The organism is Plantactinospora sp. B5E13 (assembly GCF_039871775.1).
Lineage (GTDB): Bacteria > Actinomycetota > Actinomycetes > Mycobacteriales > Micromonosporaceae > Plantactinospora.
In genome coordinates this window covers 1-20,900 of the sequence record NZ_JBDPLT010000079.1, presented here as the reverse complement: position 1 = coordinate 20,900, position 20,900 = coordinate 1, and the positions used below count along the sequence as shown (strand labels likewise).

17 protein-coding genes are annotated in these 20,900 nt (G+C 67.9%); 5 read left to right on the top strand and 12 right to left on the bottom strand.

The window, feature by feature from the left end; translation table 11 throughout:
• Positions 1–78 precede the first annotated feature (78 nt).
• Positions 79–738 carry a recombinase family protein gene (locus ABGB05_RS35860; protein ID WP_347658479.1) on the bottom strand — a complete coding sequence of 220 codons (660 nt, stop codon included), beginning with the start codon at positions 736–738 and terminating at the stop codon, positions 79–81.
• 147 nt (positions 739–885) lie between these two features.
• Between ABGB05_RS35860 and ABGB05_RS35855 the strand changes: the two genes are divergently transcribed.
• Complete coding sequence (locus ABGB05_RS35855; protein ID WP_347658482.1) at positions 886–2,895, top strand: hypothetical protein; 2,010 nt, start codon at positions 886–888, stop codon at positions 2,893–2,895.
• Between the two features lie 32 nt (positions 2,896–2,927).
• The gene (locus tag ABGB05_RS35850) at positions 2,928–3,323 is read left to right on the top strand and encodes a hypothetical protein (protein WP_347658478.1); all 396 of its coding nucleotides are present in this window, start codon (positions 2,928–2,930) and stop codon (positions 3,321–3,323) included.
• Positions 3,324–3,655: 332 nt separating this feature from the next.
• Here ABGB05_RS35850 and ABGB05_RS35845 read toward each other — a convergent pair whose 3' ends face one another.
• From ABGB05_RS35845 to ABGB05_RS35795, 11 genes are all read right to left on the bottom strand, one after another.
• A complete protein-coding gene (locus ABGB05_RS35845; RefSeq protein ID WP_347658477.1) occupies positions 3,656–3,901 on the bottom strand; it encodes a hypothetical protein in 246 nt (81 codons plus the stop codon).
• A 286-nt stretch (positions 3,902–4,187) separates the two neighbouring features.
• Entirely contained in the window at positions 4,188–4,904 is a 717-nt protein-coding gene (locus ABGB05_RS35840) for a hypothetical protein (RefSeq protein ID WP_347658476.1), read from the bottom strand.
• Positions 4,905–5,291: 387 nt separating this feature from the next.
• Entirely contained in the window at positions 5,292–6,182 is an 891-nt protein-coding gene (locus tag ABGB05_RS35835) for a hypothetical protein (protein WP_347658475.1), read from the bottom strand.
• Between the two features lie 22 nt (positions 6,183–6,204).
• On the bottom strand, positions 6,205–7,431 hold the full coding sequence (locus ABGB05_RS35830) for a hypothetical protein (RefSeq protein ID WP_347658473.1): 1,227 nt from the start codon (positions 7,429–7,431) through the stop codon (positions 6,205–6,207).
• A 775-nt stretch (positions 7,432–8,206) separates the two neighbouring features.
• On the bottom strand, positions 8,207–9,415 hold the full coding sequence (locus ABGB05_RS35825) for an iron-containing alcohol dehydrogenase (protein ID WP_347658472.1): 1,209 nt from the start codon (positions 9,413–9,415) through the stop codon (positions 8,207–8,209).
• Positions 9,416–9,901: 486 nt separating this feature from the next.
• A complete protein-coding gene (locus ABGB05_RS35820; protein ID WP_347658471.1) occupies positions 9,902–11,362 on the bottom strand; it encodes an NAD-dependent succinate-semialdehyde dehydrogenase in 1,461 nt (486 codons plus the stop codon).
• Between the two features lie 276 nt (positions 11,363–11,638).
• A complete protein-coding gene (locus tag ABGB05_RS35815) occupies positions 11,639–12,715 on the bottom strand; it encodes an ABC transporter ATP-binding protein (RefSeq protein WP_347658470.1) in 1,077 nt (358 codons plus the stop codon).
• Complete coding sequence (locus tag ABGB05_RS35810) at positions 12,715–13,782, bottom strand: ABC transporter ATP-binding protein (RefSeq protein WP_347658469.1); 1,068 nt, start codon at positions 13,780–13,782, stop codon at positions 12,715–12,717. The genes ABGB05_RS35815 and ABGB05_RS35810 overlap by 1 nt, the downstream gene beginning before the upstream one ends.
• Complete coding sequence (locus ABGB05_RS35805; RefSeq protein ID WP_347658468.1) at positions 13,782–14,693, bottom strand: carbohydrate ABC transporter permease; 912 nt, start codon at positions 14,691–14,693, stop codon at positions 13,782–13,784. The genes ABGB05_RS35810 and ABGB05_RS35805 overlap by 1 nt, the downstream gene beginning before the upstream one ends.
• Complete coding sequence (locus ABGB05_RS35800; RefSeq protein WP_347658467.1) at positions 14,693–15,637, bottom strand: sugar ABC transporter permease; 945 nt, start codon at positions 15,635–15,637, stop codon at positions 14,693–14,695. Before ABGB05_RS35800 ends, ABGB05_RS35805 begins: the two co-directional genes overlap by 1 nt.
• Positions 15,634–17,019, bottom strand: a complete 1,386-nt coding sequence (locus tag ABGB05_RS35795; protein WP_347658466.1) for an extracellular solute-binding protein — start codon at positions 17,017–17,019, stop codon at positions 15,634–15,636. Before ABGB05_RS35795 ends, ABGB05_RS35800 begins: the two co-directional genes overlap by 4 nt.
• Before the next feature lie 439 nt (positions 17,020–17,458).
• On the opposite strand from ABGB05_RS35795, the gene ABGB05_RS35790 reads away from it, so the two are divergent.
• From ABGB05_RS35790 to ABGB05_RS35780, 3 genes are all read left to right on the top strand, one after another.
• Entirely contained in the window at positions 17,459–18,202 is a 744-nt protein-coding gene (locus tag ABGB05_RS35790) for a GntR family transcriptional regulator (RefSeq protein WP_347658465.1), read from the top strand.
• A 90-nt stretch (positions 18,203–18,292) separates the two neighbouring features.
• Positions 18,293–18,862, top strand: coding sequence for a DJ-1/PfpI family protein (locus ABGB05_RS35785; protein ID WP_347658464.1), 570 nt, complete (start codon positions 18,293–18,295; stop codon positions 18,860–18,862).
• 97 nt (positions 18,863–18,959) lie between these two features.
• Positions 18,960–19,703 (top strand): alpha/beta hydrolase, encoded by a 744-nt coding sequence (locus ABGB05_RS35780; RefSeq protein WP_347658481.1) that lies wholly within the window; start codon positions 18,960–18,962, stop codon positions 19,701–19,703.
• Positions 19,704–20,900: the final 1,197 nt, after the last annotated feature.

The window sequence follows — 20,900 nt, the reverse complement described above, 5'->3', positions numbered from 1 at the left end:
TCCGCGCCCGCCCCGCCACCACCGCGTCCACCCGCCGGTCACCGACCAGACTGGACAGTTCAGCCCGCTGCTGCTGCGTCAACCCCACGAGCCAGAGTCAATCACCACGAAGTAACACCAAGCCACGTAAAAGATCTCAATTACGCGACAGTAGTGGCGGCGCGCCTTTCGTTGCTGGGTACCGGTGCGGCCTCGGCCGCTGGCCGCCATGATCGTCTGAACAAGCTCAAAGTCGTTGACGGTGACGAGCGGTGGATGCGCGATCGTGTCGGACCACACCCAGGAGTCCTTGTCGTTCCAGCGCATCCGGGTCTCGTAGCCGAGGGCGACGTCATTGACGTCAAGGAGTACCTCGTCTTTACGCTGCTTGTTCCATACCTGCCGGCCGGTGTAGCGGGGGTTGGACAGGATGTTCTTGACGGCGCTCTTGGCCCAGCCTTCGCCGGTGCGGTGGGGGTTGCGGGCGGGGTCGGCGGCGGATGGTGAGGGGACGCTGTCGCGGGTGAGCGCCTCGGCGATGGCGAAGTAGCCGTTGTTGGCGAGGTACATGGCGAAGATGCGCCGGACGACGGGGGCGGTGGTCGGGTCGGGTTCCAGCTTGTGTAGCCGGCGGCCGTCGGCGGCTTTGCCCGGGTTCGGGTGCGGTCCGGCGTCGGCGAGGCGGTACCCGTAGGACGGGCGTCCGCCGAGGAGGCGGCCTTCGATTTTTGGGCTCTCCCGGCATGAGTGTGGGGTCATCCTGGCCGAATCGCGGCTCTCTCGTAGGGCAGGGTGAGGGTGATCGGTCCGCAGGGGGCCCGTCCGTGACCGTGCGGACAGCCGGAAATGCGTTTCTCCGATTGCAGGCACTTCGTAGGATCTCCGGTGATCAAGGAGGATGACACAGTGGGCGATTTCCAGCAGTTCGTGACGGATGTGACTATACGTCTGTCCGCGATGTCCAAAGGCGAGTTGTACGTCGTCGGCGACGGTCTCGACCGGGACTCACTCTGGCTCACCTTTCTCGATTCCTTCCCCGCCGGCACCAATCTCCGGTTCCGCGAGCGGTCCGAGTACGACTGCTCGACCTGCCGCGGGTTCATCAAGAACTTCGGTAACGTCGTCGAGATCCACAACGGACAGGTCCGCTCCATCTGGTCCGGGGTATCTGCATCCGACCCGGTCTTTTCCGTCGTCGCCGCCGCAATGGACGAGTTCGTCGGTACGCTGCCGTTGTCCACCATTTTCCGGTCCACCGAGGCGCAGTACGGGACAAGGACGACCCGGACGCTGCGCGACGGCCAGGTCGAGGTGTGGCACCACCTGCACGGCCGGGTGGAGAAGCGGCATCGCATCAAAGACGTCGGCGCGGCACGGGGCACCTTCGACGCCGCGGTGCAGGTGTTCCAGCGTGGCCTGGCCGAGCTGACCCAGCACGCTCTGGACACCGTCGTCGACCTCATCGACGACAACGCCCTCTACCGCGGCACGGAGCATCGTCGGGCGGTGACCGAGTTCCGGTCACTGCAGAACCGGTGGACGAAGGCGACCAACGGACGGGCCTTCATTTTCGCCAACGCCATGAACCCGGCGGCCCGCTTCCGCAACACGGTGATCGGCACCCTCGTCCAGGATCTCTCCGCGGGCGTCGACCTGGAGCAGGCGGTCCGGTCGTTCGAGACGAAGGTGGCACCGCAGAATTACCAGCGCCCCACGGCGTTGATCACCCCGGCCATGGTCAAGGCTGCCATGAAGACCATCGACGAGTTGGGCATCGAGGAGTCGTTGCAGCGACGGTTCGCCCGGCTGTCCGACGTGTCGGTCACCAACGTGCTATGGGTCGACAACGACACACAGTCGCGGATGAAGGACGGCATCGAGGGGCTGCTCATGCAGGCGGCCACCATGAGGTCGGCAGGTGCGCGCCTTCGTGACGCGAAGCCGGAGGAGATTTCCGTGGTCACCTTCATGAAAGACATCCTGCCCGGCGCCGCGACCATCGACCTGTGGGTCGCCAACAGCCACGAACCGCACTTCGTCAGTCTCACCACCGGCCGGCACCCGGCCGCCCCGCGGCTGTTCACCTGGGACAACGATTTCGGCTGGTCCTACAACGGCAACGTCACCGACTCGATCAAGGACAAGGTCAAGCGGGCCGGCGGCAACGTCACCGGCAAGCTGCGGGTGAGCCTGTCCTGGTTTAACCACGACGACCTCGACCTGCACGTGTTCGAACCCAACGGCGACCACATCTGGTACAAGGACAAGCGCAACAAGCTGGACGTCGACATGAACGCGGGCGGGACGTTCTCGCGCGAGCCGGTGGAGAACGTCACCTGGACCGACAACGTCCCCGACGGCGAGTACCGGATCGAGGTGAACCAGTTCAACAAGCGGGAAAGCACCGAGGTCGGCTTCGTCATCGAGACCGAGAGCAACGGAAAAATCGAGCATTACAGTCACGAGCGGGCGGTCGGCCACAAGGAAACCGTCGACGTGGGCCGGATGACGGTCGCCGACGAGGTAATCACCGCTTTCCGGCCGGGTAAGGACATGCAGCCGGGCAGCGCAGGCAAGGACCTCTGGGGAATCACCACCGAACAGTTCGTGCCGGTGTCCACCATCATGTACTCGCCGAACTACTTCGACGACGGCGAGGTCGGCAACCGCCACTACTTCTTCATCCTCAAAGGATGCGTGAACGACCAGCCGACCCGGGGAATCTACAACGAGTTCCTCCGCGGCGACCTGCAACCGCACCGCAAGGTGTTCGAGGTACTCGGCGATCGCACCAAGTGCGAGCCGTCCCCGGATCAGCTGTCCGGCCTCGGCTTCAGCTCCACGGTCCGCAGCTCTGTGGTCGCCAAGGTGACCATGACGGACGGACGGCGCCACCTCATCAGTATCCAGTTCTGATTTCCTACCCAGAAAATCGAAGAGAGGCCATCGTGACCATTTTTGAAGAGGCCACGCGGGAAAAATTCCGCTACCCGTCGACCAAGGGACTGCTGACCACGGAACAGCTGTGGGAGCTTCCGCTGACCGCCAAGTCCGGCTTCAGCCTCGATGACGTGGCCAAGGCGGTCAACGCCGAACTCAAGGCCATCGACACCGAGTCGTTCGTGGCCACCGAGACCAATCCGGCCAAGGCAACCTTGGAGACCAAGTTGGAGGTCGTCAAGCACGTCATCGCCATCCGCCTCGCGGAGGACCAGGCGGCGAAGGCAGCGGCAGCCAAGAAACTGGAGAAGGAAAAGCTGCTGGCAGTCCTGGGCCGCAAGCAGGACGCGGCCCTGGAGAACCTGACCGAGGCAGAGCTGCTGGCCCGAATCAACAACCTGTAGCCCGCCGACAATCAGCGTCTGCCAGCAGGCCCGCACATCGCCGAGAAGTAAGGTCGGCAGGCAAGACTTGCGCGACCAAGCCGGCGCTCAACGGCCACTTCTCGGCGAACTCGCATCGGTACGACAGCGGGCGTGACGCCCTCTCATCGGCTATGAGCGCGCACCACATCGGGTCGTGGAGGCGCGTCCGGCTGAGGAGGCTCGCACGCGGAGACGGGTCCCGAACACCTGGCTCGGGACCCGTCAAGTTCTGCTGATCTTCAGCCAAGTGAGATAGCGCCGACAAGGTGTCCCACATTGGGCATCGGTTCGTGTCCATCTTGGACACATAATTACCCCACGAAGCTCATTCGCAGTTGCTGCGGATGAGCTTCTTCGGTTTCCAGCGCCTGCTCGTCGGCAGGTTCGATGTTCCAGCTGATGCCGTTGGTCGCAATCACGAGCCGGTCGTGACGACGGCGCCGGGCAAGGTCTTCCGGAGTCGAACCCCCACGGCCGAGGGCGGCCTGCGGATCGGTGAGTTTGGCGAGGGCGTGGTCTTCCCGGACGTAGAGGTTCTTGGGTCGGGCGGCGTCCACGCTTCGGGCGCTGCTGCGGCCCGTGCCGGCAGCGGTAGCCCGGCCGGTCGTGCACCCAATGCGCGTCCATGCGGCGACGGCAGACGTCGCAACGCAGGAGTCCGGCGAACAGATAGGTGCGGGTACTGCCGTCCTCGACGGGGCGGGCGGCGCGGATCGCTTGCACGGCGACGAGGTCCTGTTCGCTGACGAGCGCCTCGTGCACGACGTGTTCGGAGATCACCCAGTCCTGGGCGGGGTTCCAACGCAGGATCGCGGCTACAGACTGGACAGTCCAGGCGTCGCCCTAGCGGTGCCGGTTGCGTTCTCGGTCGGCGCCGGACGGGCAGGGTACGTGGCTGTCGTTGAGCTGTCGGGCGATCCCGGCAAGGCTCCGCCCAGCCAGGCGCTGGGCGGACATCCACCGCACGTGTGGCGCGGTGTCCGGTTCGGGCTCGAGCTTGTGCAGGCGACGGCCCCATTCGGCGTGTACGCCGTTGGGATGGGGGCCGGCATCGACGAGCCGATACTCGTACGGCGGGCGGCCACCCAGGTACCGGCCTTGCTGACCGGCTTGTGCACGCATCGCCGCAAGCAGCCGAAACCGGGCCCGCAGCACCTCACGCTTCGACTGCGCCCCGAGCAGTCGTATTGCCGCCAGGTGGGCCGGATCGTCGAAGTCGACCGGCCCGTCGAGCTCGGGCAGCCACAGTCGCACCCGGTGCCGCTGGAAGACGGGCATCATCTGGGTCAGCTGATCGGCGAAGAAGGCGCGCTCGTACTCGCCGACCGGTGACGCGAGGGAGGCCGCAACGGAGTCGGCCATTCCGATGAATGGGATGGCGAACGTGTCGAGGTCCTTGAGGTCGAGTGAGGTGAACGGCGATGCCCTGTCCAGATCCTGGTGCTTGCCGCGCAACTCCTCGACCCTCTTGTCCAGCGACCGCGATTGCATTGCGGGCAGGAAGACGGATCTGAACAAGCCTTCGAGCGCCTTGATGATGGTCTCGTCACCAACCTCCATGGCCAACTCCGCGCCGGGAGCGTTTTGATGTGCTGGCCGGCTCGCTTGACGACTGCTGAGACCTTTCTGCTGTACGTGCTTTCACGCCCTTCTGGATGTCCTGGATGGCCTGGCCGGAGATGAACGGCATCCACCCTGCGAACCAGCCGGACAGGGCGAGGGTGCCGAGGACGATCGCGAGGTTGCGCCTCTTGGCACGAGCACGCCGCCGGGAACCGGAAACTCGGGCAGCAGGTGCCGGCCGATCATCGAGGTGTGCGCGAGTGAGGCAGCGCCGTTATGAGTTTGCACAGTCCCGACTCCAGCGACCAACGGTTTCACCACCCTCGACGCGCGAGAGACGCCGGACCGTCCTGGACGGGTGTACGTCTTCGTAGCGCAGCGGGGCTACCAGCGGGCGGATGTGACCGTGCCCGCGTACTCGCCGAGCAGATCGGCGTACATACCAACGTCCATGGTGTCGTAGTGGCAGCGTTCGACGATTCGGTTCAGCCGCTCGGCGATCTCGTCCGGGTCAAGGTCGAGGCGTTCGCACAGGTCACGGTGTACGCCCACGAGCGGCTCAGTGATCTCCTCCGGTTCGGTACGGGTGATGTGGTAGGCGTCGCGGAGGTGTCCGGATAGTTCGTCCCAGACGAGGATGGCCTCCTCGACCAGTTCAAGCGCAGTAGAGGTCGCGGGGCGGGCGCACAGGATCTCGACCTCGGCAGCCAAGCGGTGACCAGCGGCCTCCACATCAGAAATCTGCCACCTGTTACCGGTGGTCGTCTTCGACGCGTCCCGGACAGCAGCGCGGAAGTCGGCGAGACCGGACTCGTCGGCGCCGTTGAGCATGCCGGCCTCGCCCAGCAACAGGGTGGCGAACAGGCGGTCCCGAACCGCGTGCCCCGCCACCAGGTCCGCCAACTGGCGGGGCGAGAGGCGCTGCACCGCCTCAAGGTACTGGGCGCGTTCGGGCTCCGCGGGGACGGCGCCGGGTGGGGTTGCGGCGCCGGAGAAGGCGACGCCCGCGGTGAACGCGGTCAACGCTGTCGCGACCGCGTGTGCGCAAAGTTCATCCCCGATGATCCCGCAGTCGCAATCGCCGGTAAACACCCCGTCAACGATGCCCACCCACGGCTGGAAGGCGGCGCTGCGGTCGCGTATCACCGCCTGAAAACCGCCACCGGCCGGCTCCAACTCACCAACGCTGTCGTCGGTCAGCAGCCGTGCCGCAGCCTCACCCACGGCCGTCGGGATCGAATCACGAAACGCCTCAACATCGATGCGGACCGCCACGGGCGTTACCCTACCGGTCCGGTTATAGCCGAGCGGCGTCGAGCTTGGCTAGGAACGTCGGGCGACGCTTGTGTTCTGCGCGTAACGCTCGCAGGTAGGCGTCGAACTGGGCGGCCCCGCTGGTGGCCGTGTACGCCTCGCGTAGGCTGCGCAGCAGCGTGATCGCCTTGTCGTAGCGGCGTTTGTCGTACGAGTCCCGCAGTTGGGCGTCGATGAGCGCCCGATAGGGTTCCCGCACCTCGGCCGGGTGGGTCCGTCGCCGTAACTCCAGCAGCTCGACGCGTTGCCGGGCGGGCAACTCGTCCAGGCGCGTCAGCCCGGTGTGCCACGCCTCGTCGTCACGACCGGCCAGCACCAGCGCGTCGATCAGATCGGGCAGGTAACCCTCCTGCCGTGCGGCGCGGTCACGTACCACCGCCAACGCCCACTCGGTGTGCGCGGCATCCCGGTCGGTCTCGGCCACCGTCGCCAGCAGCGACCGGAAGTTGTCGATCGCCGGCCGGCCATCGAACGCCGCCCGGCGTTCGGCCACCGCCGCCCCAGGTTCACCAGTCTCGATCAGCAGCCGTACCAGCAGGTCGCGTAGCTTCACCGACTGGTAGCCGGACGGATACTCAACAAGCCCGCGTCGGGCCCAGTTGATCGCCTCGGCGAGCCGGTGCGCCTGCGCCAGTACCCGTACGATCCGCCCGTACTGGTCGGCGCTGACCAGGTGCTCCGCCAGTACCCGCACGTGGCGGTCCACGTCGCCGGAGACCTCGGCCAACTGCTCCCGCAGGTACCGCACCGCCCACTGCTGATGCCAGTTGTCGGGGTCGGCCGCGGCGGCACGCTCGTCGACCAACCGTGTCATCTCGGTCAGGCCCTTCGCCCCCAACGCCGGTGCCCACTCGCGCAGCACCACGTCCGGCCAGCCGGGGCCATCGCACACCAGCTTCACCAGCCACCGTGCCAGCCCAGCGGGCCGAGGCGGTGCGGCCTGGCACGCCCGGGCGTACACCTCCATCAGGTTCGCCAGGTCGTTGCCGAGCACCCCGGAGGAACTGTCCATGTACATCAGGGCGCTCGTCATCCGGTCGACCGCCTTGCGCAGCACGGGCACCGCGACCGCCGCCTCACCCGCGTCGATCAGTCTCTGGCAGCGGTCCGCGACCTCACGGGCGGCCCGGGAGTAGGCATCCCGGCCCGCGTACGGGTCACGGCGACGATCCCGTCGCAACCGGTCCACCAGCACTGCCAGCTCGTTCATATCCTTCGCCCTCACCGCTACATCACAGCAGAACACGCACGACAACTCGGGCAAGCCAAGCGGCATGACGCGGGGCCGCGCTGCCACCGCGACGCACGCTCACCAACCCCTCCGCCGGCACCCGGCGAAGCCGGCGCGGGTCCGCGACTCCCCCGCCGGCCGCTTCAGCGTCGCCCTAACCGCTCGTTCCCGCACCCGCCTGTCGCCGTGCATGCTCGCCACCGCGACAGCGACCGGTCCGGCCGGTCCCGAGGCGAGCCGGGCGGCCAACCGCGTGAAACCCGGTGAGCCTCCCAACCGCCCCCAGTCGCCTCGTCCACCACCACAAGGGCAGCCAGCCGAGATTCCGGATACCCCCGGTCGCCCGCAGCCCCGACGGTCTCGGTTGAGCCACGTCACCCACATGAGTGCCCCCGCCCTCGATCACAGCGCAGCGCCATCATCATGGCGACATGGCTCCCGCCTGGTAGTCGCTTGCCACGAGATCCTCATGGCAAGCGACACCTGGTCGCTCCGGCCCCGGCGGCGTTGCCAGGACCTCGTGTCACCTCTGCATGCGATGATGCGACCACAATGGCCGAGGTAGGCTGGCCATCAGCCCAGCGGGATAGCGCCGGAAAGCCGTGGGCCCCCCCTTGGGAATCGGTTCGTGCCGATCTCGGACACAAACCGGATCCAACGATGCGTGGCAGGATCTACATCCACCCGCGCCGTTTTTGCGTACGGGTCACAGGTCAGACGCAGCCCGAGGCTGCGGTACACCTCCATCTTGTGTTCAGGTCCGGTCCCCGGTCCAGGCCGCTTCGAGGATCGCGGTCAGGCTGGCGGTGTCGGTCGGGCCTGGATGGTTCTGGATCAAGCGGGTGACGCCACTGGCCATCTCCGCGAAGCGCGGGAGGTCGGCGCGTGCCACGCCGATGTCCGCCAAGGTGGGAGGGATGCCGATGTCGGCAAGGAGCCCGTCGAGCCAGGTGAGGAACGTATCTGCGGCCTCGGCATCCGAGGCGTCGGTCACGTCGAGCCCGCACACCCTGGCGAGGATGGCCAACCGGTCGCCGATGGCATCCCTGGCCGCGTCCAGCGCGTAGGGCAGTAGCAGCCCGACGCCCAGGCCGTGCGGCGTGTGCGTGGCCGCGCCGATGGGGTACTGGAGAGCGTGCGGGGCCGCGTTGCCCGCGTGGGAGAATGCGAGCCCGGCGAGCATGGAGCCGTAGGACATGTCCGCGCGCGCGTCCGTGTCGCCTCCGTCCCTGACAGCACGACGCAGGCTACGGGCGATCCGCTCCGCGGCGAGCAGCGCGTAGTGGTCGGTGATCGGGTTGCGGCCGAGGAAGACCTGCTCCACCGGGTCGCGCGGTCCGTGGGGCCGGGGTCGCGCGGTGTAGCTCTCCACCGCGTGACAGAACGCGTCGATGCCGGAGTGGGCCGTGACGGTCGCAGGGCAGGTGTAGGTGAGCTCGGGGTCGACGATGGCGAAGTCGGGCACGATGTGGACGCTGGAGACCCCCACCTTCAGCTCGCGGTCCGGGTCGGTCAACACCGAGACGGGTGTGAGCTCGGAGCCGGTGCCTGACGTCGTCGGGACCGCGACGAGAGGAATCGTCGGCCCCGGCACCTTCGACTCGCCGTAGAAGTCGCGCGGCGTCCCACCGTGGCGCCGGATGACGCCGACGATCTTGGCGAGGTCGATCACCGAGCCGCCCCCGATGGCGAGGATCACGTTGGCGTCCACCTCGGCGGCGACCGAGACGGCCAGGGCGACATCGGCGAGTGGCACGTCCGGAGTCGCGCCGGAAAACACCTCGACGACCTCGACCTTTTCCCGCACGGCGGCCACGATCTCGGCCACGCCCGGCTGCCTGAGAAGGACCTGGTCGGTCACGATGAGGACTCGCGAGCCACTCTCGGCCACCACTCGTGGGATGTTCTGCGCGACCCCTTCGCCCACTATCAGCTGGCGTGGTCCGCGGACGGTCTCAAGCATGTCAGTGCCCTTCCGGAACGTCGGCGGCGATGTGCTGGGGGGAAGTCCAGGTCAGCTGCGAGACCGGAACGGCGTCGGCAAGGTTGGCCGCCCGGGTGGCGCAGGCGCGCGCCGGGCGCCAGGACCCGATCGCGCCCGGGCGCCCTCGGCTCCATCGCGATGAAGACATCGCCCGTGGTGGACGGATGGGTCGGGTCGAGGGCCCCGTGGACATCGTCGCCAAGGGCGGTACGAGTCCGGGTCGCGACCAGCGCCTCGACCATGAGCCCGAGGGCGCAGCCGTGGGGACCGGCGAGGGGGCTGATCGCCCCAAGCACCGCCGCGGCCGCGGCGCTCGTGCACACACCGGCGGAGTCGCCGGCGTCCCGGGTGCCAGCGGTTTCGTACCGGCCATGGCCCGGCTCCCGTCCCCGCGCTGGAGGCCGGTCAGGTCATGCGTGCACAGGGCGCCGTGATCCTCGGCGGGTGCCCGGAGCAGCAGGCCGGTCATGGTAGGTCGATCGCGGCATAGGTGAGGTCGAGGTACTCAAGGATGCCCTCGTGCGACCCCTCCTTGCCGATCCCGGACTGCTTCACGCCGCCGAACGGAGCCGACGGGTCCGATATCAGACCGCGGTTGATGCCGATCATCCCCGTATCCAGCCCCTCGGTGAACCGGAGCGCCCGCTGGAGGTCACGGGTGAAGATGTATCCGACCAGGCCGTACTCGGTGTCGTTGGCCTTCGCCATCACCTCGTCGTCGGACGTGAACGAGAGGATCGGCGCCACCGGGCCGAAGATCTCCGCCTCCAGCATCCGCGCGTCTTCGGGCACGTCGACGAGGACCGTGGGCGGGTAGAAGTGGCCCGGCCCGTCCGGACGCTCGCCGCCCACCAAAACCCGGGCGCCGCGATCGACCGCGTCGGCGACGAGCTCGTCGAGCTTGGTGACCGAGGCCTCGTCGATCAACGCCCCGACGTCCACGCCCTCGTCGAGACCATGGCCCACGGAAAGCGCGCCCATCCGCGCGGCGAAGCGCGCCGTGAACTCCTCGCGCACCGACTCCTCGACGTAGATCCGGTTGGCCGCGATGCAGGACTCCCCGATGTTGCGCATCTTGGCCACCATGGCACCGTCGAGCGCGACGTCCAGGTCAGCGTCGGCACACACGATCAAGGCCGCGTTGCCGCCCAGTTCCATGGAGGTGCGCAGCACGTTGTCCGCGGCCTGTCGGAGCAGCACGCGCCCGACCTCGGTCGACCCGGTGAACGAAAGCTTGCGGGTCCGACTGTCGGCCAGCAGTGCCGAGACCACCTCGCCGGCACGCTTCGTGGTCACCACGTTGACAACGCCCGGGGGAACGCCGACCTCCTCCATGATGCGGGCCAGGAACAGCATGGTGAGAGGCGTCTGGGCCGCTGGCTTGGTGATCGTCGTGCAGCCGGCAGCCAACGCAGGCGCGATCTTGCGGGCACCCATGGCCAACGGAAAGTTCCAGGGCGTCACGAAGACGCACGGTCCGACCGGCTTCGGCACGGTGAGGATGCGATATCCACCTGCGGGAGCGCTGCTGTAGCGCCCCTCGACGCGCACCGCCTCCTCGGCGAACCAACGGAAGAACTCGGCGCCGTAGGCCACCTCTCCCCGAGCCTCGGCGAGCGGCTTGCCCATCTCGAGCGTTATCAACCGGGCGACCTCCTCGGATCGCTCGGTCAGTGCCCGGTACGTCGCGGTCAACAACTCTGACCGTTTCCGCGGCGGGGTCGCCGCCCACCCCGCCATTGCCTTGCTCGCCACCTCCAGGGCGGCGAGCCCGTCAACGACGTCGGCGTCCGCCACCTCGGCGATGGTCTTGCCGGTGGCCGGGTCCTCGATAGCGAAGGTGGCTCCGCTTGCGGCATCGCGCCAGGCGTCGCCGATCCGGAGCCGCCGGTGCTCGGGAGCCAGGACGTTCATCGGGTCACTCATCGCGTCGCCTCCTGTGATCCTCTTGGTGATGTCGGCGCGCCGCAGCGATCGCGCTGTGCGCGGAGACGGACGGGTCACCCGCCCTCGCCGGGAGCGAGGTTGCCGAGCGGGTCGAATGTGGCCTTGCACCTGTCCGCAGGGCGACGCCCAGCGCCACCGATCGCCGTCTCGGGCCACGGCCGTCGCGGCGCACCGTCAGGCCGTGCTCACTGGTGACGGTCCACCGAGGCTCGATCGCCAGGTGCGGGCGCATGCTGCCGTCGCCGCCCGGCGCCGTTACCGCCCCGCCTCGGACAGCGACAGCCCGGTGCCCGCATCGAACAGGTACGCACGGTCCAGGTCGACCGTGACAACCAGCCGCTCGCCCGGCGTACCGGTGACGGTGGGTCGTGCCTTGACCTTGAGGATCTCCGTCCCCACTCGGACGTCGACCACCGTTCGGTCACCGAGCGGCTCAAGCCCGTAGAGCTCCCCCGACAACGACGCGTCCCCACGCTGCTCGACGGACAGGTCCTCCGCGCGCAGGCCCAGCAGCAGCGCACGACCCTCCTCAGCCGTGGTCCAGCGGGGCCGCGGCAGCATCCAGCCTTCCGCACCGACCAGACGGTCTCCCTCGGCGTGGCAGGCGAGCAGGCTGATCGGCGGGCTCCCGACGAATCCTGCGACCCACTGGTTGGCGGGACGCTCGTACACCTCGGTCGGCGTCCCGACCTGTTGCACCTTCCCCTCCTTGAGGACCGCGATCTGGTCGGCCATGGACAGGGCCTCGACCTGGTCGTTGGTCACGTAGACGAAGGTCGCTCCGAGGCTGCGGTGGATGCGGGTGAGCTCGGTGCGCATCTCGACGCGGAGTTTGAGGTCGAGGTTCGTCAGCGGCTCGTCCATGAGGAACGCGCGCGGGCGGCGGACCAGCGCCCGGGCCAGGGCGACACGTTGCATCTCACCGCCCGACAACTGTGCGGGACGACGCCGCAGCAGGCGTTCGATGTGCAGCAGGCTCGACATCTGCTCGACGGCAGCGGCGATCTCGCTCGACGAACAGCGGCGTGCCCGCAGCGGCGAAGCGATGTTCTCGTACACCGTGTGGCGCGGGTAGAGGGCGTAGTTCTGGAAGACCATGGCCAGGTCCCGGGCGGCCGGGGCGTCACCGGTCGCGTCTCTCCCGTCCAGATGCACCGACCCGGCGTCAAGCTTCTCGAGGCCGGCGATCGCTCGCAGGGTCGTCGTCTTGCCTGCTCCGGAGGGCCCGAGCACGACGAAGAACGAGCCGTCCGGTACATCAAGTGTCACCCCGTCCAGGGCCTGGACTTTGCCGAAGGACTTGCACAGCCCGCGCACTGCCACGGTTCCCATCAGGCCACCAGCTCTTCCGTGCTCGCGTCGTAGACCACCGGGGTTCCGCCGGTGTGCCGCAGCCCGACCGGTGCGTCAGCGGCGAACCGGACTGTCGGTGGCATCCGAACCCGTACGTCGCGTTGGCCGCCGTGGTCAACCACGTAGATGATTTCGTCGCCCAGCCACTCCGCCGAGACCACGCGGGCCGGGACCGAACGTTCCGCCCCTGGTTCTGTGACATCCAGCGCCTCCGGCCGGACGCCTGCGACCAGGCGACGGTCGCGCGGCAGGCCTGGCGGTGGCGTGAGGACCAGTCCGCCCTGACTACGCAGCTTCCCGTCGGCCACCTCCACCTCGATCAGGTTCATCGGCGGGGAGCCGATGAACGCGGCGCAGAAAAGACTCGCCGGACGGTCGTAGACCTCCAGCGGCGTACCGATCTGCTCGACGCGGCCCTTGTTGAGGATGGCGATCCGGTGACCGAGCGACATCGCCTCGACCTGGTCGTGGGTGACGTAGACCATCGTCGTCCCCAGCTCCCCCTGCAGGTGCTTGATTTCCGTGCGCATGTCCGCCCTCAGCTCCGCGTCCAGATTGGTGAGAGGTTCGTCCATGAGGAATGCGCGCGGTCGTCGTACCAGGGCCCGGGCAAGCGCGACGCGCTGCTGCTCCCCGCCGGACAGCTGGCGCGGTCGCCGGTTCAGGAGCGGACCGAGCCGCATCAGCCGGGCGGCCTCGTCGACCCGCGCGTGCACCTCCCGCTTGGGCAGTCCCTCGGCCCGCAGTGGGAAGGCCAGGTTGTCGCGGGTTCTCAGATGCGGGTAGAGGGCGTAGAACTGGAACACCATGGCGATGTCGCGCTCGGCGGGCGGCAGGTTGTTGACCAGCGTGTCGCCGATGCGGATGTCGCCCGTCGTCTGCCTCTCCAGGCCGGCTATGGCCCGCAGCGTGGTCGTCTTGCCGCAACCCGAGGGACCGAGCATCACGAACAGCTCGCCGTCGCCGATGGACAGGTCCACGTGATCGACTGCGACCGTCCCGTCCGGGTAGCGCTTGTGCAGGGCAGCCACCTCGATGCCCGCCATCAGCGTCGCACCGCCCCGAGCGTCACACCGGCGACGAGGTGCTTGCGCACCAGATAGGCGAAGACGAGCACCGGGAGGGCGAACACCACGGAGGCGGCGGCCACGAGACCCCAGTCCACGGTGGTGCCGCCGATGAGGCCGGCGATGGCGGGCGGCGCCGTCCGCACGTCGTCGCTGGAGGTGAGGAAGATGGCGAACACGAACTCGTTCCACGAGAAGATGAGTGAGAAGACGGCGGTCGCGGCGATGCCGGGCACGAGCAGGGGAAGGGTGTATCGCCAGAACGCCTGCAGACGGGTGTACCCGTCGAGCATGGCGGCATCCTCGTACTCCGCGGGCACCTCGTCGACGAACCCCTTCATCATCCAGATCGTGAACGGGACGTTGAACGCGGTGTAGATGAGGATCAGGCCGAGCTTGCTGTCGATGAGTCCGACCTGGCGGTACATGAGGAAGATCGGGATCACCACCACCACGGGCGGCATGAAGCGGGTGGACAGGATGAAGAACAGCTGGTCCTTTTTGGCCTTCACCGAGAAGCGTGCGTAGGCCCAGGCCGCCGGGACTCCCAGCACGGTGGCCAGCAGCGTGGAGACCCCGGCGACCACCAGGGAGTTGAGAAACGAGACGGACAGGGTCGAGCGACCGCCGCCGGAGGAAACGAACACGTCCCTGAAATGGTCCATGGTGACGTCGAAGTCGAAAAACTTGGCCGGGATGGCGTAGACGTCCCGGTTCTCCTTGATGGATGTCTCGATCATCCACAGCGCCGGGAAGAGCATCACGACGGCCAGCACGGTCAGCAGCGCGATCTCCAGCACGGAGCGGCCCCGGCCGCCAAGGCGGCGCGCGGGAGGCGTGTGACCCCGGGCAGGACCCGGGGACACGGCCTCGTCGACGGAGACGGCCATCAGCCCTCCTTGAGCTTGTTCAGGTAGCGCAGGTAGAGCTGCGTGAGGATGATGACGACGAGGACCATGAGGATTCCGTACGCCGAGGCGGTTCCGGTGTTGAAGCCCAGGAACGCGACCTTGTAGACGTGGAACGACAACGTCTCGGTGGAGACACCCGGACCTCCGCTCGTGAGGATGTAGACGAGGTCGAACAGCCGGAAGGCCTCGATGGCCCTGAACAACACGGCAATGAGGAGCAGCGGCCACACCAGCGGAAGAGTGATGGTGCGGAACCGGAACCACTCGGACGCCCGGTCGATCGAGGCGGCCTCGTACAGGTACTTGGGAACCGCGGTAAGGCCCGCGAGTGCGATGAGCATGATGAACGGCGTCCATTGCCAGGTGTCGACCACGATCAGCGAAAACAACGCCGTCCGCTGCCGGGTGAGCCACTCCACCTGCCCCAGTCCGAGCGAGCCGAGCAAGCTGTTGATCACGCCGAACTGCGCGTCGAGCATGAATCGCCAGAACAGCCCGACCACGACCGGCGACAGCATCATCGGAATCAGGAACAGAGTGGTCAGCAGTCCTCGCCCGTGCGTGCGCCGTGAGATCAGGTAGGCGATGCCGAAACCGAGCACGGTCTGCAGGAGGACCGCGCCGACCACGTAGATCAACGTCGTCAAGGCCCTCAGGTGGACCTGTTCCGACGCCAGGATGGCGGTGTAGTTCCCGAACCCGACGAAATGGGCGGGGCCCCCGCGGGTGGCCGAGTAGTCGGTGAAAGACAGGTACAACGCCCACAGCAACGGGAACACCGACATCGCGAGCAACAGCAGCATCGCGGGGGAGATGAAGGCCACGGCGAGCCAGCGGTCGCCCAGCCGGCGGGACCGACCCGCCGCAGGTGGCGTCTGCGACGCCACCTGCCCGGGGTGGTCGGTCGTCAGGGGGTCACTCACAGTCCGCCGCCGCCCTTGCGGCTGCTGGAGTCGAGTACGCGCTGCTGCTCCCGGGCGATCTCGTCGAGCGCGTCCTTCGGATTCTTCGCGCCGTTGAGAGCCGCGTTCACGTTGGTGTTCTCGATGTCGACGAGGCGCGCGTACTCTGGCACGTTCCACATGTCCCGCATCCGCGGGACGGAGTCGGTGTAGACCTGGTTGAACGGCGCGGCGTTGAGGAACTCGGGCGAGGACAGGGCGTCCGTACGCGATGGCACGCCACCGGCCGCGGCCCACTTCTTCTGGACGTCAGCCCGCTCGAACCACTTCATGAAGTTCAGGGCCTCCGCCTGGTTGGCCATGGAGGAGTAGGCCGACACGTGCATTCCCATGCCGCCGAGCGGGACCAGGTTCGTCTTCTGGCTCGGCAGGGTGGCAAAACCGAGCTTGTCGAGAATCTGCTCCCGGGTGGTGCCGAGCGTCGACTGCTTCGGATCGAGCAGGCCGCCGCTCGCGGCGATCCAGTTGAACGCGATGCACGCCTTGCCCTGGGCGACCGCCGCGTTCACCTCGTCGATGAACCAGTTGCCGGAGCCCCTGGCGGTCAGCGGCTTCATCCTGTTGACCAGGACGTCCATCGCCTCCTGGCCCGCAGCGTCGTTGAGGACGCCCTCGATCTTGCGCGTCTTGGGGTCCCAGAGGTTGCCGCCGTAGACGCCGTTGACCGTGTTGTAGGTCACGGCCGCGGCGTCGGAGCCGTTGGCCTGGTGGAAAGCCAGCCCACTGACGCCAGGGTTGTCCGCCTGGCACTTCTCGGCGACCGAGATCATCTGGTCCCAGGTCTGCGGTGGCTGGTCGCCGATCAGGTCCTTGCGGTAGATCATCGTCCAGGTATCGCCGAGCAGCGGCAGTCCGTACAGGCTGGCGTTCTCGTCGCGCTTGCCGGTCTCCGCCTGCGGGAACTGGCCGTACGCCGCCAGAAGGTACGGGTTGTAGGCCGTGACGTCGATGTTGCTCTTGACGAAGTCGGTGATGTCGAGGATGTTGCCGTTCGTCACGGCCTCGCCGATGTGTTGCGAGTCCAGGATCGCGATGTCGAAGTCGGTCTTGCGCGCGGCGAACTGGGTGAACATCGCGTCGTGCCAGTTCGCGTTCGGTACGGTGTTGACCTTGATGGTCGCGTTCGGCCGTTCTTTCTTGTACTCCGTGTTCGCGAAGGCTTCCAGTGCGTGGGCGGGGGGCCAGTCGAACCAGATGAAGCTGAGGGTCAGCGGGTCCGTGGTGAGCTCCGGGATGATCGCCGGCGCCTTCGGGGCGCTCGCCGTCCCGCCGTCGTCCTGGCCATCGCCGCACGCCGCCAGGGTCGTGGCCAACACCAGCATGGCGGCCGTCGCCAGCCGCACCTTTCGACCGGGAACGGGCGATCGTCCTGTTCGCTTCGGGTACCGCATCTTCTGGCCTGCTTTCTGGTTGGGGACTTCTAGAGCCTCGCCATGTGCCTCGCCGAGCAGTTGCTGGGTTGTTCAGGCGTGGTGCCGTGCTGCCGCGGGGGTCGACCCGCGGACCGGCCTCACGAGTACGTCGCGATGTACCGGGTCTTCGTGCCGTCGAGGAGTCCTTCGGTCCAACTGCGGCCCGGTGACGAACCGAGCATCACGTCGCGCACGCTCAGGGGAGCTCCAGGTGATCGAAGTGGAACGATGGCGGGCGGTTCCGCGACGGTGCAGGATGGCGGGCATCCGACACTTTTCCTATACGATCCAGTTGGGGCGTCAGCATGTCGCAGCGTGGTGACGGATGTCAACAGGTTCCCGAAGACGCAAGGAAGGACCTCACGCCACGATGGACGACGAAGCGATGATCGCGCGGGGCCGCAGGGCCGTGACGGGCGGGACGCCGGCGGGACGATCCGGCGGCCGGCTTGCCGACGAGGTGTACGACACGCTGCTCGGACAGCTGATGTCGCTACGGATCGAGCCGGGCTCCCGCGTCACGATCGACGTCCTGGCGCGAGAGCTGGGGGTCTCGCAGACGCCGATCCGAGACGCCCTGAACCGCATGGAGGCCGAAGGCCTGGTCGTGCGCGTGCCCCATGCCGGCTACCGCATTCCCCCGCAGATCACCCGGAACCGATTCGAGGACATGCTCGAGGTCCGCCTGCTCCTCGAGCCGGCAGCGGCGCGCAGATCCGCCGAACGCGCATCCTCCGAGCAGGTGGCCGGGCTGCGACGAATGCTGGAGGAGATGGCGGAACTGGAGGGGGGCAACGGGCCCATGGCGTACGGCGGCTTCGGGCTGCGCGACGCCGCCTTCCACGATCTCGTCGCGCTGAGCGCGGAGAACCAGGTCATCCGGGAAGCGCTCGCCCGCCTGCACAGCCACGTGCACCTCTTCAGGCTGCATCACGACACCCAGGTCAGACACCTGGCAATGGCCGAACACGAGGACGTCGTGGCCGCGATCGCCGCCCGCGACCCCGACGCCGCCGCCTACGCGATGCGTCGGCACATCCTGCGGTCCGGCGAGCGTTTCCGACGATTGTTCGACGAGGCCAAGGACGCGGACGGCGTGGCGGTAGAGGCTTGACGGCCGGGCAGGGCCCGGGGAATGCTAACCCAACCGGATCGGATCGGATTGGATCTTTCTCACCCGCCCCCCAGATGCGAGGAGAAGCAGGTGCCCCGAGCACTGCTCCTGACCGGCGACGCCGCCGAGGAACTCGACACCATGTATCCCTACTATCGCGTGCAGGAGGGCGGCTGGGACGTTGACGTCTCGTCACGGACGTTGCGTGACGTACAACTGGTCATCCACGAGTTCGACCCCAACTCCGACGCCTACGTGGAGAAGAACGGCCGAAAGCTGCCGGTCGACGTGCCCTGGTCCGAGGTCGACGTCGAGCGCTACGACGCCCTCATCATCCCCGGGGGACGTGCTCCCGAATGGATCCGGGTCGACGCCGACGTCAGGCGTATCACCGAGCACTTCTTCGCGCGCAACCTCCCCATCGCGCTGGTGTGCCACGGCGCGCAGGTACCAGCGGTGTACGGGCTGCTGAAGGGTCGAAGGACGGCGTGCTTCCCGCCCATCACCGGTGACATGGAGAACGCGGGCGCGACGGTCGTCGACGCTCCCGACGTGGTGGACGGCAACCTCGTCTCCTGCCGGGGGTGGCCCGACATGCCGCAGTTCGGCAGGGCGATGATGGAGGTCTTCTCGAAGTCCGTCAACCCCGCCTCGGCATGAGCACACCTGGCCCGCCCCAGTGACAGCACTTCGGACCGTCACAGTAGACGGCTCCCCCGTCCACGTCCTGGAGAGCGGCACCGGGCCCACGGTGCTGATGCTGCACGGCTCCGGACCCGGCACGACCGGGTCCGGCGCCTGGGCAACGACGGCGCAGGCGCTGGGCACGTCCTGGCGCCTGGTGGCTCCTGACCAGGCAGGCTTCGGCCGTACACCGGTCCCTCCGGGCTTCCGGGGTGGGCTCCGGCTGTGGACGGAGCAGGCCGCGGGCCTGATGGATGCTCTCGGTATCGAGGACTACGCCGTGGTGGGTCACTCGATGGGCGGTGCCGTGGCGCTGGCGTTGGCGGCCGCGCGCCCCCAGCAGGTCACCCGGGTCGTGGCGGTCTCGACGATGGGCGCCCCCGGGGCGCCGCTGTCCGCCGACCTCGACGCGATCTGGGCCGCCCCCGCCGACCCGCTCGGGGCACGAGACATGCTGAGTCGCCTCGTCCTCGACCAAACGCTCGTGACCGACGCGGCCGTCGATGCCCGTGCGGCCGCGATGCGAGCCGGGGCGGCCGCATTCGCGTCGTTGTTCCCTCCACCCAGGGCACGATGGGTCGACGAGCTCACCCTCTCGCCGCACACGCTGGCGGCGGTCCGCGCGCCCGTGCTACTCGTCCACGGCGCCGAGGACCGGGTCACCCCGCTCGGGACGGCAGCCCAGCCCCTGCTCGAACACCTGGCCGATGTCCGTCTGCACGTGCTCGGCCGATGCGGACACGTGCCGGCGATCGAGCACCCGCACGAGTTCAGGCAACTGTTGTCGTGCTTCCTCCGCCGGGACCGAGGTCACTGATCGCCGCGGCAGGTCCGTTCCCCACACCGCTCGTGGCCGGCCTGGTCATGCTCGCGGCGTTCGTGGTCTCCGGGACGGTACTGCTGCGCATGCACCGTGCAAGACGGCACGCGGCCCGCACGCAGGTGGCCGTCACGGCTGGGATGGCCACGCGGCTGTCCCCGCCCCGGCTGGTCACAACGCCGGTGGCCCCTTCGGCCCACCTGGCCGGCCGGCTCCGTACGGCCACGTCAGCCGCCGGACCACGCCGCCGTGGGCGCTCTGGCTGGAGATCGTGAACGGGCCAGGGCGGGCGCTGGTATCAGCGGATCCTCTGGGACCGCCGCCTCGTCGAGATGATGGCGGCCGGACCGGAGATCGCGGTCGAGCTGCGTCGTTGCCTCGGCTTCCGGCGAATGTACCTGGTGGACGTCCCCGGCGTGGGTCGTCTCTGGCCCGACGGACGCCCGCCCGCACCTCCGCGTTCACCCCCTTCGAACCCACCGCCGTCCGGCCGGGAGGATCCGTCACGCGCCTCGCCCTCGGCGTCGTTACGCCGGCCGGCGTTGACAAGAGCCACATCTTGCGGAGCGGCATCTCCCGAGGTGGCTGCGGCTCATGCGGGCCATGATCCCCGCGTGTCGTGGCGCAGTTGGACGACGGCCAAGCCATGATGTGCAGGACCCGGTTCATGCGCCCGTTGCCGGCGCGAAAGAGCCGGTGGCCGGAGTTGGATCGGGTGTTCCGCCCCCGTCTTCGCGGCCATCGCCGACGCCATCGCCGACCCGCCGGGCTACCCGGCCCGCCCCGTCCGAGGCGTGACCCGGGCAGTGCACCAACCCGGCGCGGTGAGCATCCGGCGAGTCCTGCGTTTGCACTGGCAACTGGTTGGTCGCAAAACGCCACACGGCGCTGCGGAGCCGTGAGTGCGGACACCACCGTCGACGATCCGGATCGGCGTCGTACATCTACGTACGTACTCGAACACCGAAAACCCTTCAGCAGCCGGCCCAGCCTCTGGTTCTCTGGCGCCTGCCACATCGCGTCCATTGAGGTGATCTCAGCAAGGATCCGGGGGCGGTTCGGGATGAACGGGCGTACCGTCCATAGCGGACAGCTTTTGATAAGGACGTGGAGCCATCGGTAGACAGGTTCTTGCGACGGAATCGGTCTCCGAGAGGGCTCCACGTGATCACCTATTCTGCCAGGCTCGACGTG

What these genes read in the sequence shown, in the direction of transcription:
- ABGB05_RS35840 (WP_347658476.1), bottom strand. Translation starts at nt 4,904, where the DNA reads ATGGAGGTTGGTGACGAGACCATCATCAAGGCGCTCGAAGGCTTGTTC.
- ABGB05_RS35820 (WP_347658471.1), bottom strand. Translation starts at nt 11,362, where the DNA reads ATGAGTGACCCGATGAACGTCCTGGCTCCCGAGCACCGGCGGCTCCGG.
- ABGB05_RS35815 (WP_347658470.1), bottom strand. Translation starts at nt 12,715, where the DNA reads ATGGGAACCGTGGCAGTGCGCGGGCTGTGCAAGTCCTTCGGCAAAGTC.
- ABGB05_RS35860 (WP_347658479.1), bottom strand. Translation starts at nt 738, where the DNA reads ATGACCCCACACTCATGCCGGGAGAGCCCAAAAATCGAAGGCCGCCTC.
- ABGB05_RS35790 (WP_347658465.1), top strand. Translation starts at nt 17,459, where the DNA reads ATGGACGACGAAGCGATGATCGCGCGGGGCCGCAGGGCCGTGACGGGC.
- ABGB05_RS35780 (WP_347658481.1), top strand. Translation starts at nt 18,960, where the DNA reads ATGCTGCACGGCTCCGGACCCGGCACGACCGGGTCCGGCGCCTGGGCA.
- ABGB05_RS35810 (WP_347658469.1), bottom strand. Translation starts at nt 13,782, where the DNA reads ATGGCGGGCATCGAGGTGGCTGCCCTGCACAAGCGCTACCCGGACGGG.
- ABGB05_RS35805 (WP_347658468.1), bottom strand. Translation starts at nt 14,693, where the DNA reads ATGGCCGTCTCCGTCGACGAGGCCGTGTCCCCGGGTCCTGCCCGGGGT.
- ABGB05_RS35825 (WP_347658472.1), bottom strand. Translation starts at nt 9,415, where the DNA reads ATGCTTGAGACCGTCCGCGGACCACGCCAGCTGATAGTGGGCGAAGGG.
- ABGB05_RS35830 (WP_347658473.1), bottom strand. Translation starts at nt 7,431, where the DNA reads ATGAACGAGCTGGCAGTGCTGGTGGACCGGTTGCGACGGGATCGTCGC.